Source organism: Microlunatus antarcticus (assembly GCF_014193425.1).
Classification (GTDB): domain Bacteria; phylum Actinomycetota; class Actinomycetes; order Propionibacteriales; family Propionibacteriaceae; genus Microlunatus; species Microlunatus antarcticus.
The window spans coordinates 1-11,968 of the sequence record NZ_JACHZG010000018.1; the positions used below are offsets into that span (position 1 = coordinate 1).

General features: G+C 73.4%; 13 protein-coding genes. 10 read left to right on the forward strand and 3 right to left on the reverse strand.

What is annotated here, in order from left to right; genetic code table 11:
• The coding region (locus FHX39_RS20475) for a hypothetical protein (protein WP_198424116.1) at nucleotides 1–406 on the forward strand (406 nt) is incomplete at its 5' end.
• A gap of 187 nt (nucleotides 407–593) precedes the next feature.
• Here FHX39_RS20475 and lysS read toward each other — a convergent pair.
• Entirely contained in the window at nucleotides 594–2,096 is a 1,503-nt protein-coding gene (gene lysS, locus FHX39_RS20480; RefSeq protein ID WP_332837009.1) for a lysine--tRNA ligase, read from the reverse strand.
• 83 nt (nucleotides 2,097–2,179) lie between these two features.
• Between lysS and FHX39_RS20485 the strand changes: the two genes are divergently transcribed.
• The 5 genes from FHX39_RS20485 to FHX39_RS20505 all read left to right on the forward strand — a co-directional run bounded on the left by FHX39_RS20485 (nucleotide 2,180) and on the right by FHX39_RS20505 (nucleotide 6,979).
• Nucleotides 2,180–2,788 (forward strand): hypothetical protein, encoded by a 609-nt coding sequence (locus FHX39_RS20485; RefSeq protein ID WP_183342801.1) that lies wholly within the window; start codon nucleotides 2,180–2,182, stop codon nucleotides 2,786–2,788.
• Between the two features lie 79 nt (nucleotides 2,789–2,867).
• A complete protein-coding gene (locus FHX39_RS20490; protein ID WP_183342803.1) occupies nucleotides 2,868–4,580 on the forward strand; it encodes a circularly permuted type 2 ATP-grasp protein in 1,713 nt (570 codons plus the stop codon).
• The gene (locus FHX39_RS20495) at nucleotides 4,577–5,506 is read left to right on the forward strand and encodes an alpha-E domain-containing protein (protein ID WP_198424117.1); all 930 of its coding nucleotides are present in this window, start codon (nucleotides 4,577–4,579) and stop codon (nucleotides 5,504–5,506) included. Before FHX39_RS20490 ends, FHX39_RS20495 begins: the two co-directional genes overlap by 4 nt.
• On the forward strand, nucleotides 5,503–6,357 hold the full coding sequence (locus FHX39_RS20500; protein WP_183342805.1) for a transglutaminase family protein: 855 nt from the start codon (nucleotides 5,503–5,505) through the stop codon (nucleotides 6,355–6,357). Before FHX39_RS20495 ends, FHX39_RS20500 begins: the two co-directional genes overlap by 4 nt.
• Nucleotides 6,358–6,418: 61 nt before the next feature.
• Nucleotides 6,419–6,979 carry a YbjQ family protein gene (locus FHX39_RS20505; RefSeq protein ID WP_183342807.1) on the forward strand — a complete coding sequence of 187 codons (561 nt, stop codon included), beginning with the start codon at nucleotides 6,419–6,421 and terminating at the stop codon, nucleotides 6,977–6,979.
• Nucleotides 6,980–7,009: 30 nt separating this feature from the next.
• On the opposite strand, the gene FHX39_RS20510 is transcribed toward FHX39_RS20505, so the two are convergent.
• Nucleotides 7,010–7,618 (reverse strand): TetR/AcrR family transcriptional regulator, encoded by a 609-nt coding sequence (locus tag FHX39_RS20510; protein WP_183342809.1) that lies wholly within the window; start codon nucleotides 7,616–7,618, stop codon nucleotides 7,010–7,012.
• Nucleotides 7,619–7,699: 81 nt separating this feature from the next.
• Here FHX39_RS20510 and FHX39_RS20515 point away from each other — a divergent pair, with 81 nt between their 5' ends.
• Nucleotides 7,700–8,827: a Gfo/Idh/MocA family protein gene (locus FHX39_RS20515; RefSeq protein WP_183342811.1), complete on the forward strand. Its 1,128-nt coding sequence runs from the start codon at nucleotides 7,700–7,702 to the stop codon at nucleotides 8,825–8,827.
• 31 nt (nucleotides 8,828–8,858) lie between these two features.
• Here FHX39_RS20515 and FHX39_RS20520 read toward each other — a convergent pair whose 3' ends face one another.
• Nucleotides 8,859–9,518, reverse strand: coding sequence for an HAD-IA family hydrolase (locus FHX39_RS20520; protein ID WP_332837010.1), 660 nt, complete (start codon nucleotides 9,516–9,518; stop codon nucleotides 8,859–8,861).
• Between the two features lie 142 nt (nucleotides 9,519–9,660).
• Between FHX39_RS20520 and FHX39_RS20525 the strand changes: the two genes are divergently transcribed.
• The 3 genes from FHX39_RS20525 to FHX39_RS20535 all read left to right on the forward strand — a co-directional run.
• Nucleotides 9,661–10,551, forward strand: coding sequence for a hypothetical protein (locus FHX39_RS20525; protein ID WP_183342814.1), 891 nt, complete (start codon nucleotides 9,661–9,663; stop codon nucleotides 10,549–10,551).
• A gap of 96 nt (nucleotides 10,552–10,647) precedes the next feature.
• Nucleotides 10,648–11,277, forward strand: coding sequence for a TetR/AcrR family transcriptional regulator (locus tag FHX39_RS20530; protein WP_183342815.1), 630 nt, complete (start codon nucleotides 10,648–10,650; stop codon nucleotides 11,275–11,277).
• Nucleotides 11,271–11,968, forward strand: a 698-nt coding sequence (locus FHX39_RS20535) for an ABC transporter permease (RefSeq protein WP_183342817.1), incomplete at its 3' end; no start/stop codon positions are given. The genes FHX39_RS20530 and FHX39_RS20535, both read left to right, overlap by 7 nt.

Genomic DNA, 11,968 nt, shown 5'->3' on the forward strand with positions numbered 1-11,968 from the left:
GCTGACCACGGCGATCGGCGTGGCCGTCGTCCGGGCGGGCCGCGTGCAGCCGGTACCGGTGGGCGCGGGCGCCGGGACGGGCGACGACACCGCGCTGGTGCCCTCCGAGCGCCGGAAGCGGTCGTTGCTGCCGCGCAAGACCTCGGCCGTGATCCCTCCCGCCCTGCCCGACGTCACGACCCCCGTGCCGGACGGCGACACCGACACGACGATCCTCCCCGCCGTCCGCGGCCTGGGCGATTCGCCCTCGGCCGACCCCGTCCCGACGAAGGACCCGGTGGCCGAGGTGGTCTCCGACGCGACCGAACGGCCCTCGAAGCGCCGCTGGCGCAAGCACGAGGACGACTTCGGCGACTTCTCCGACCTGCGCGACCCCGACGAGCCGAGCCCCCGCCGCTCGCGCTGATCTCGTTCGCGCCCGCTGCGCGCCCAAGAGCTGACGTCTTCCTCCTCGCTCGCACGCGACCCGTTCCCAGGAACCGTGCCGCGAGTGCCCGGAGTCGCGTGCTCCCTCCTTCGTCCAGACGTCAGCGGGGCGCTCCGCTACCCGACGCTCACGAGGAGTCGGCTCCCTGCCCCGGTAGCCCCTGCGACTAGGAGGGGCGCAGGAGCGGGAAGAGGATCGACTCGCGGATGCCGACGCCGGTGAAGAGCATGATCAGCCGGTCGAGGCCCAGGCCCACGCCGCCCATGGGGGGCGCCCCGAGCTCGAGGGCGTCGAGGAAGTCCTCGTCGAGCTGCATGGCCTCCGGGTCCCCGGCCGCCGCCTCGAGCGACTGGGCGGTGAGCCGTTCGCGCTGGATCACGGGGTCGATCAGCTCGGAGAAGCCCGTCCCCCGCTCCACGCCGCCGATGAACAGGTCCCAGGCCTCGATGAGGTCGGGGTCGGAGCGGTGCGGGCGGGCCAGCGGCTGGGCGACCGGCGGGTAGTCGCAGACGAAGGTCGGCTGCAGCAGCGTCGGCTCGACGAGCTCGGCGAACAGCTCCATGACCACCTTCTGCGCGCCCCACGCCGGGTCGAGCGCGACGTCGCGGGCGGCGGCGATCTCGCGCAGCCGCTCGAGCGGGGTCCGCGGCGTGACCTCCTCGCCGAGCACCTCCGACAGCCCGGGGTAGACGCCGAGCCAGCGCCACTCGCCGTCGAGGTCGATCACGCCGGCCGGCGTCTCGATCTGCCGGGAGCCGAGCACGTCGGCGACGTCGAGGATGATCTGCCGCGTCAGGTCCGCGACCGTCTTCTGGTCGCCCCACGCCTCGTAGAACTCGAGCATCGTGAACTCCGGGCTGTGGGTGGAGTCGACGCCCTCGTTCCGGAAGATCCGGCCCATCTCGTACACCCGGTCGACGCCGCCGACGACCGCGCGCTTGAGGTAGAGCTCGAGCGCGATCCGCAGCGTCATGTCGACGTCGAACGCGTTCAGGTGCGTGGGGAACGGGCGGGCGTGGGCCCCGCCGTGCACGAGCTGCAGGACCGGCGTCTCGACCTCGAGGAAGTCGTGGCGGTGCAGCGTGTCCCGGATGCTCCGCGTGACCTTCGCGCGGGTGAGGACCATCTGCCGGGCCTCCTCGCGGACGGTCAGGTCGGCGTAGCGCTGCCGGACCCGCGTCTCCTCGGAGAGCTCGGTGTAGAGGTTCGGCAGGGGGCGCAGCGCCTTGGACGCCAGCTCCCACCGGTCGGCGAAGACGGAGAGCTCGCCCCGGCGGGAGGAGATGACGCGGCCGGAGACGAAGACGAAGTCGCCCAGGTCGACGTCGGCCTTCCACGCGGCGAGGGCCTCCTCGCCCACCTCGGCGAGCGAGAGCATCACCTGCAGGCGGACACCCGTGTCGGCGGTCGACAGCCCCTCCTGGAGGGTGGCGAAGCAGAGCTTGCCGGTGTTGCGCAGGAACACGACCCGGCCCGCCACCCCGACGACGTCGGTCGTCTCCTCGCCGGTGGCCAGGCTGGCCCAGCGCGTCCGCACCTCGCGCAGGGAGTGCGTACGGGCCACGGAGACCGGGTACGGCTGCCGGCCCTCGTCCAGCAGCCGGCTCCGCTTCTCCTGCCGGACACGGCGCTGCTCGGAGACGTCGAGGTCGGGGAGCTCATCGGGCACCGGCTCAATCTAGTCAGGCACGGGCTGGGGAGAACTCCCGTTTCGCCTCTCGTGAGCACCCCGCCGCTGACACACTGACGCCCATGTCGTCGCCCCAGCCGCCTTGGTCCCCCGGCCAGCCCGCCCCCGCCGAACCGCCGCAGGGCTACGGCGTCCCGCTGGGCTACGGGTCGCCCCAGGGACCTCAGTCCCCGCAGCCGCAGCAGCCGCCCACCGGCTACGGCGCCCCGCAGGCCCCCCAGGGCTACGGGACCCCGCAGCCGTACGGGCAGCCGCCCTCGCCCCAGCCGCAGGTGCAGCCGTACGGAGGGCCGGTCGGTGAGCTGGTGCTCAACCTGCGCAAGCCGTTCGGGGCGATGGGCATGATCACCCCGATCGTCACCATCGACGGCCACCCGGCGGGAGCGGCCTGGGGACGCAACTCGTTCTCGGTCCCGGCCGGCGTCCGTCAGGTCGACGTCGCGCAGAGCTACATGTGGACCTACGGGCGGGCGTCGCACCCGGTGAACGTCACCCCGGGCGGCACGAGCGAGGTCTTCTACTCGGGCCCGCTGCTCACCTTCGGCCTCGGTGGTGCCATGGGGCCGGAGCCGCAGAAGCGTCCGGGTCGGGGCATCCTCGTCGGTCTGCTGGTCTTCGTCTTCCTGGTGCTGCTGATCGGGGTCCTCGCCGTGGTGGTCGGCAACTCCTGACCGCCTGAGAACATCACACACGGCGCGCGCGCCGAGCACGTGTCGTGTGAGGTAAGTCGCTCTGAGTAGGGTCTCGGTCATGCCCGACGTCCTGTCCGACTACCACCCGGGTGTCGCCTTCGACGAGATGGTCGACGCCAGCGGCAGCGTCCGACCCAGCTACAGCGCCATCTACGCGACCCTGCAGCAGTCGACCCCCGCGGAGCTCAAGGGCATCGCGGAGGCGCTGGCCAGCAACTACACGCAGGCCGGCGTCACCTTCGACGTCGGCGGCGTGGAGCGGCCGTTCCCGCTGGACCTCGTCCCGCGCGTCATCGCCGCGGCGGAGTGGGACACGATCGAGACCGGCGTCGCGCAGCGGGTGCGCGCGATGGAGGCGTTCCTGGACGACGTCTACTCCGACGCCAAGGTCATCTCCGACGGGGTCGTGCCGAGCCAGCTGATCACTTCCTCCGCCCACTTCCACCGCGTGGTCTGGGGGGTCCGCCCGCCCAACGGCGTCCGCATCCACGTGGCCGGCGTCGACCTGATCCGGACGCCCGAGGGCGACGTGCGGGTGCTGGAGGACAACTTCCGGGTGCCGAGCGGCGTCTCGTACGTGATGACGAACCGGACGGCGATGATCACCGCGCTGCCCGACGCCTTCGCCAACCAGCGCATCCGCTCGGTCAACGACTACCCCGCCCGGCTGCTCCAGTCGCTGCGCCGGTCCTCGCCGGTCACCGACGACCCGAACATCGTCGTGCTGACCCCCGGCGTCTACAACTCCGCCTACTTCGAGCACACGCTGCTGGCCCGGACCATGGGCGTGGAGCTCGTGGAGGGGCGCGACCTCGAGTGCCGCCGCGGCAAGGTGTTCATGCGCACGACCGCCGGCCTGCGCCGCGTCGACGTGATCTACCGCCGCCTCGACGACGACTTCCTCGACCCGGTCTTCTTCCGCAGCGACTCGATGCTCGGCGTGCCCGGCCTCGTCAACGCCGTCCGTACGGGTGGGGTCGCCCTCGCCAACGCCATCGGCAACGGCGTCGCCGACGACAAGCTCATCTACACCTACGTCCCCGACCTGATCCGCTACTACCTCCACGAGGACCCGATCATCGCGAACGTCGACACCTGGCGGCTGGAGGAGGACGAGGCCCGCGCGGAGGTGCTCGACCGGCTCGACGAGCTCGTGGTGAAGCCGGTCGACGGGTCCGGCGGCAAGGGCATCGTCATCGGCCCGCGGGCGACGCGCGAGGAGCTCGACGCCCTGCGTGCCCGGGTCATCGCGGACCCGCGGGGCTGGATCGCGCAGCCGGTCGTCCAGCTGTCCACCGTGCCGACGCTGATCGACGACTCGCTGCGGCCCCGGCACGTCGACCTGCGGCCGTTCGCCGTGAACAACGGCGACAGCATCTACGTCCTCCCCGGCGGGCTGACCCGGGTCGCGCTGCCCGAGGGCGAGCTCGTGGTCAACAGCAGTCAGGGCGGCGGCAGCAAGGACACCTGGGTGCTCAGCCCGTCCTTCCCGCGCCTGGTGGAGGAGGCGGACGCGGTGGAGGCCGAGCTCCGGGCCGAGGACGGGGACCTGGCGGGCACCGTCGCCGTCGAGCCGGCCGAGTCCGTCGAGACCGTCGAGGTGGCACGGGCCGAGGTCCGGCCGCAGAACCGGCCGGTCGTCCCGATGCTCGTCGGCCGCCCGCGCGTCGACGTCCCCTCGCGCACCGCCGGGCACCGGCAGCAGGAGGAGCAGCAGCAGCAGGCCGGGCCGGACGATCGACGCGACGACGAGGCGGGGGCAGGCCGATGATGCTCAGCCGCATCGCGGAGTCGATGTTCTGGATCGGGCGCTACGTCGAGCGCGCCGAGGACACCGCGCGCCTGCTCCAGACCCACCTCCGCCTCCTGGTCGAGGACAGCTCGATCGAGGTCCAGGCCAGCGCCAACCTCCTCGCGCTGATGAGCGTCGAGAACGTCGAGGACCCCGACCACACCGATCTGCTGCGCCTGCTGGCGTACGACCGGCGCGAGCCGAGCTCGATCTTCTCCTGCTGGGCCGCCGCCCGCGACAACGCACGACGGGCCCGCGAGGTGATCCCGCTGGACCTGTGGGAGTGCATCAACACGACCTGGCACCAGCTGCCGTCCGGCGGCTTCGGTGTCGCGCGAGCCAACGGCTTCCTCAACTGGGCGCGCGAGCGCAGCGCCCTGTTCGGCGGCATCGCCCGCGGGACGATGGTCCGCGACGACGGCTGGCAGTTCCTCTCGCTGGGCCGCTGCCTCGAGCAGGCCGACATGACCTCGCGGCTGGTGGCGTCGGCGTCGGTCTCGGGCGGCGCGTCGCAGTGGCCGTCGGTGCTGCGCGGCTGCGGCGGGCACGACGCGTTCCTGCGCACGTACCGCGGCGTCCACAACGACGCCTCGGCCGCGGAGTTCCTCATCCGCGACGCCCGCTTCCCTCGCTCGATCATGCACGGGCTGGACGCCGCCTCGGACTGCCTGGCCAAGCTCGCGGTGGGCGACTCGGCCGGCTCGGGCCGCGACCAGCAGGCCCGCCGCCAGCTCGGCCAGCTGCGGTCGCGCCTGGAGTACGCCGACATGAACGACCTGGTCGACCACCTCGACGAGGAGATGGGCGCGGTGCAGGACGTCACCGCGGCCGTCACCGAGCTCGTCACGCGGCAGTACTTCGCCGCCGAGGACCAGCAGGCCTGGGTCACGGAAGGGACGCGATGAGGCTGTCGATCGACCACCAGACGGGGTTCCGCTACGACTCCCCGGTGAGCTCCTCGTTCAACGAGGCCCGGATGACGCCGGTGACCCGCGAGGGACAGACGGTCTGGACCAACCGGATCACCATCGAGCCGACGGCGTGGAGCTTCAGCTACGTCGACTACTGGGGCACGACGGTCACGACCTTCGAGCTGCACGAGCCGCACGAGCGGCTGACCGTGCACGCGCAGGCCGTCGTCGACACCCGGGGCGACGAGATCGCCTGGGACACCGAGCGGCGCAGCCCTCGCAACGACCTCGGGTGGGCGGCGCTGCGCGACCCCGGCGTCATCGACCCGATGACCGACTTCCTCACCGTCACCAGCCGGACGACGCCGCCACCGGAGCTCGCCGCCCGGGCCGCCGACGTCGCCGGCCAGGCGCCCCGGCTCGCCGGGCTCGACGTGTGCCGGATCGTGCACGACCACCTCTCGTACAAGCGCGGGTCGACCACCGTCAACAGCACCGCCGCCGACGTCTGGGACCTGGGCACCGGCGTCTGCCAGGACTACACCCACGTCGCGCTCGGTGCGCTGCGCTCGATCGGCCTGCCCGCGCGCTACGTCTCCGGCTACCTCCACCCCGGCGGGGACGGTTCCGGGAGCGGCACGGTCACCGGCGAGAGCCACTCCTGGGTCGAGTGGTGGTGCGGCAGCTGGGTCTCCTACGACCCGACGCAGGGCCAGCGGCTCACCGACCGCTACGTCCGGGTCGGCCAGGGACGTGACTACGGCGACGTGGCGCCCCTGCGCGGGACCTACTCCGGCGGCTCGTCGGAGATGTTCGTGACGGTGTCGATGACCGAGCTCGGCTGAGGCCTGACGTGAGCGGGCCCGGCGCCGCCCGTCCGGCCCGGCGGCCCGATATCTTGGCCCCATGAGCAACCCGTACGGCCAGCAGCCCCCCTACGGACAGCCCGGCCGGCAGCAGCCGAACCCGTACGGCCAGCCCCAGCATGCCCCGTACGGCCAGCAGCCGCAGCAGGGCTACGGCCAGCCCCAGCAGGGCGGCTACGGGCAGGCGCCCCAGCAGGGCTACGGCCAGTACGGCCAGCAGCAGCAGTGGGCGCCGCCGCAGCCGCAGCGACCGACGCTGCGCCACTTCGGGATGCCCGTGCTGACCATGGACGCGGTGCCCGGCCGCGAGACCACCGAGGTCCTCGGCCCGGTCGTCTCCGTCGTCGCCCGCACCCGCGAGCTGCGCCCCGACCTGCGCAACGCCGGCGTGGTCGAGGGCTACACCGCGATGCTCACCGACTCGCGCCAGGACGCCATCGCCAAGGTGGTCGACATGGCCCGCGAGGCCGGCGCGGACGCGGTCGTGGGCCTGCGCTTCGACTGCAGCGAGATCACCCAGTCCCTCAGCGAGGTCGTCGCCTACGGCACCGCGGTCAAGCTGGCCCCGGCGCCCGAGCCCCGCACGGAGCCCACGGCCTGAGCCCAGAAGCCTGAGCTCAGAAGCCTGAGCTCAGGCGCCTGAACCCGGCCGGGTCGCGACGGCGGCGACCACCACCTCGGCGACGGCGCGCGCCTCGGCGGGGTCCAGCGGTCCGAGACCGTTGAGCAGCCGGAAGACCACCGCGCCGAAGACCACGTCGACGACGAGGGTGGCCGAGAGGTCCGTGCTCAGACTGCCCTCCGTCTGCCCGCGCTCGACCAGCGTGGTCGTCTCCGCCCGCCGGCGCCCGAAGAACGAGTCCCGCAGCCGCTCCGCCCCCCGGGGTGCGCTGACCGAGGCGGCGATCAGCTCCACGCCCACCCGACCGCGCTCGCTCGCGTAGAACTCCGCCAGCCGGACGACCTGGTCGGTCAGGTCGGCGACGACGTCGCCGGAGTCGAGGACCGGGACCCGGTCGGTCACCGCCGCCCCGTACGCCTCCACGGCCAGCCCGAAGCCGTCGGGCCAGTGGCGGTAGAGCGTCGCCTTGCCGACCCTCGACCGCCGCGCGACCTCGTCGACGGTGAAGGCCGCGTAGCCGCGTTCCGCGAGCAGGGTGGCGGCGGCGTCGAGCGCCGCCTGGCGCGACCGCTGGCTCACCGGCCGCCCGCGGACCGGCCTCGGCTCGTCGTCGGTCATGCCCCCAGGTTACGGAACGCCTCGTTCAGCATGGGCGGCTCAGGCCTATACTGAACGGGTCGTTCTGAAAAGGAGATGGGCATGGTCGAAGGTGCGGGTCCAGCGGGCGAGCTGGGCGTGGGGATCGTCGGCGTGGGGTCGGCGTCGTCGTGGGCGCGCGAGGCGCACGTGCCCGCCGTGCACGCCGCGCCCGGGCTCCGGCTCCGGGCGGTGGCCACCCGGGACGCCGCGACGGTCGCGCAGACGGCGGCCGAGCTCGGGGCCGACGTGGGCTACGCCGACGCCCAGGACCTCGTCGACGACCCGTCGGTCGACGTCGTCACCGTCGGGGTGCCGGTCCCGGCCCACCGCGACCTGATCCTGGCCGCCCTGGCCGCGGGCCGGCACGTGGTGACCGAGTGGCCGGTCGGGACGAGCACGGCGCAGACGGCCGAGCTGGCCGCCGCGGCGACGGCCGCCGGGGTCCGGACCGCCGTGGACCTCCAGGCCCGGCTCGCGCCCGCCGCCGTACGGGCCCGTCGCCTGCTCGCCGACGGTGCGCTCGGGCGGGTGACCGCCGTGAGCGTCTACTCCTCGACCGCGGCGTTCGGACCGGTGGTCCCGGCGGGGGCGCGCTACCTCGAGGACCCCAAGAGCGGGATGAACCTCACGACCATCCAGGCGGCCCACACCCTCGACCTCGTGGCGAGCCTGTTCGGCGGGCTGGCGTCGTTCGCCACGCTGCGGACCGTCCAGCACCCCGACGTCACCGTGGCCGGCAGCGACCCCGTCGATCACCTGCGGCGTACGGTCCCCGATCACGTGCTCGTGCAGGGCCGGCTCCTCTCCGGCGCGGCGCTCGCCGTCGAGGTGAGCGGCGGCCGGGCCCCCGAGGCACCGTTCCGCCTCGAGGTCCGCGGCGAACGGGGCAGCCTCGTGCTGAGCGGAGGCGGTCCCCGGGGGTTCCAGGCGAGCCGGCTCCGGCTGGAGCGGGACGGTTCCGTGGAGGTGCTCGACGAGGCCGGGACGCAGGACCTCCCCGACCCGGTGGTGAACGTGGCGCGCGTCTACGCCACGTTCGCGGCCGAGCTCCGGGGCGGGGGGACGGGAGAGAGCGAGAGCGCGCCCGACTTCGACGACGCGCTCCGGCTCGCCCACCTGCTCGACGACCTCGTCCGGTCGGACGAGGAACGGCGCACCGTCGAGCCCCCGGCCCCCTGGCCCCGCTGAGCGGAGCCGGGGAGTCCGATCGGGCCGGACGTCAGACGGCCGGACGCACCCGGATGCCGTCGGCGCCCGCCTCGAAGCGGACCTCCGAGAGGTCGCCGACGATCGCGTCGGCCCGCAGCTCGTCGCGGGCCGTCGTGGTGACGACCGCGAGGGTCGCGCAGCCGGCCGCGCGGGCCGCCTGCAGCCCGAGCGGCGCGTCCTCGACGACCAGGCAACGCGTCGGGTCGACGCCGAGCCGCTCCGCCGCCAGCAGGTACGGGTCGGGCGCCGGCTTGCCGTGCTCGACCTGGTCGGCCGTGACGAGGACGGACGGTGCGCGCAGCCCCGAGGAGGCGATGCGCGCCCGGGCCAGCGGCATCGTGCACGAGGTCGCGATGGCGCTCGGGGCGTCGACCAGGGCCGCCAGCGCCTCCGCCGCGCCCGGCAGGACCACCAGTCCGCCGGTGTCGTTCAGCTCGAGCTCGTTGATGCGCAGGATCCCGGCCTCGCGGTCCGCCTCCGGCAGGAACTTGGCGACGATGCTCGCCGCCGGGATCCCGTCGTGGCCCCGCATCAGGTCCGCGGGGACGCCGTGCTCGACCGCCCACGCCGCCCAGGCGCGGTAGACGGCCGCGGTCGAGTCGACCAGCGTCCCGTCCATGTCGAACAGCACCGCGTCGAAGACCTTGTCCTCGAGCCCGTCCAACCCCACGTCTGCTCCTCCGTCGTCACCTCAGCCTGCGGTCCGCCATCTTCCCATCCGCGGGTCCGCGGCCCGACCGACGGATCCCGGCGAGACCTGAGACAGTACTGAGAGCCCGTCCTGGGCGAGCCCGATCCCGAGAGGTCGTCCCGTGACCCTGCGCCTTCCCCGCCCGCTCCGTGCCGTCGGCGCCGGGCTCCTCGGCCTCGCCCTGGCGGCGTCGTTCGCGCCCGCGGCCTCGGCCGCCGGGACGCTCGCCGCCTTCGCCTCGGTCGAGTCGACCCCGGACGGCTGCCGGTCGACGGTCGTCACGGGCATCGACGGCTCGGCGGGGGTCCGCTACTACGCCGACGGCCACCGCCTGCACTTCCCCAGCAAGACGTTGCGGTTCGACGACGTCGGCGTCGTCGAGCTGACGGCGAAGGGGAAGGACGGCGCGACGCTCGACCGGTACCGCTACCGCCTCCTCGCCCCCGCCGACTGCTTCGACGGCGCCCCGACCGTGGACGACACGATCCCGCGCTACGCCCCGAAGGTCAGCTGGTGCACCGGTGACCGCCACCCGTACGTGGCCCAGGCCTTCGCCTCCGAGGAGGGGAGCCCCCTCGTGTGGGCCCTGCGCCGCCGCTCGGACCGGCACCTCGTGGACTACGGCCTGGCGAAGCTCGACGAAGGCTCGGGGGAGACACGCTTCCCGCTCGACCGCGGCCTGAAGCCGGGGCGGTACGTGGTCGAGGCCCAGGAGAACGTCCCCAGCCCCGAGGGCTACTGGTGGTCGATGGCGGTGGAGGAGCTGCGCTGCCTGAAGACGCCGAAGGCGAAGCGCGGGAAGGTCACGTTCACCGTGCCGAAGCGCGGACCGGCGGCCCTGCTCACGCTCTCCGTCCCCGCCGAGGTCGACCCGGTGAAGGTCGTCCGCGTACGCGCCGGCCGCACGTACACGTTCCGCACGTCCGCGTCCGAGGTCAGCTGGACCGCGACGCCGACCGGCGACCACATCGGCGAGCTGGGGCACGGCACCGTGAGCGTCCCGCAGGGCTGACCCCGCCGGTCCCCCGTGGGCTGGAGGTGCGGCGCGACGAACTCGCCCTCCCGATCCCCTTGCGTGAGTGAGTACTCACTCATAGAGTCGGGCCTCGTGCCCCGTGCCACCCCCATGCCTCTCGAGGACCGACGTTCCGCGCTGATCCTCGCGACCGAGCCGCTGCTGGAGCGGTACGGCCGCGACGTCAGCACCCGCCAGATCGCCGAGGCGGCCGGCGTGGCCGAGGGGACGATCTTCCGGGCCTTCGCGACCAAGGACGAGCTCATCGACGCCGTGGTCGAGGAGGTGTTCGACGAGCACAGCACCCGGGACGCGATCCTCGCCGTCGACCCCGCCCTGCCGCTGCACCAGCGCCTCGTCGCCGCGGTGACGATCCTCCAGGACCGGACCCGTCGGGTCTTCGCGCTCTTCCACGCGCTCCGGCTGCGGCCCGGCTGGGCCGGCGCCGGCCCGGACGACCGGCCGGCGCACGAGGCCCTCCACGCCCGCCGCCACCACGAGCAGAAGCAGGTCGAGCTGGCCCTGCTCGACCTGATCGGTTCCGACGCCGCGAGCCTGCGGGTGCCCGCGCTCGACGCCGTGACGGTGCTGCGGGCCAACGTCTTCGCCCTCACCCACCCGCTGCTCGGCGACGAGCGGCTGTCCCGGCCCGACCGCATCGTCGACCTCGTGCTCCACGGGGTCTCCCGCGCCACCCCACCGACCGAGGACGCCCCGTGCTGATCCGCCTGCTCCGCACCCGACTGCTGGCCCCGTACGGGCGCCTGCTGCTCGGCGTGCTCGTCCTCCAGCTCGTGGGGACGCTCGCCTCCCTCTACCTGCCGAGCCTCAACGCCTCGATCATCGACCGCGGCGTGCTGACCGGCGACACCGCATACATCTGGCGCACCGGCCGGGTGATGCTCGTGGTGAGCCTGGTGCAGATCGTCTGCGCCGCGTTCGCCACCTACCTCGGCGCGAAGGCGGCGATGAGCTTCGGCCGCGACGTGCGCGGGGCGGTGTTCGAGCGCGTGCTCTCCTTCTCGGCGCGCGAGATGAACCGCTTCGGCGCGCCCACCCTGATCACCCGGACGACGAACGACGTCCAGCAGGTCCAGCTGCTCGCGCTGCTCTCCTCGACCGTGTTCGTCGCGGCGCCGATCACCATGGTCGGCGGCGTGATCATGGCCCTGCGCGAGGACGTGACGCTGTCCTGGCTGATCATCGTCGCCGTCCCCGTGCTCGTGATCAGCATCGGGCTGCTGATCTGGCGGATGCGGCCGCTGTTCCGCGTCGTGCAGACCCGGATCGACACGGTGAACCGCGTGCTGCGCGAGCAGATCACCGGCATCCGCGTCGTCCGCGCCTTCGTCCGCGAGCCGTTCGAGGAGGACCGCTTCGGTCGCGCCAACGCCGAGCTCACCGCCACCCAGAC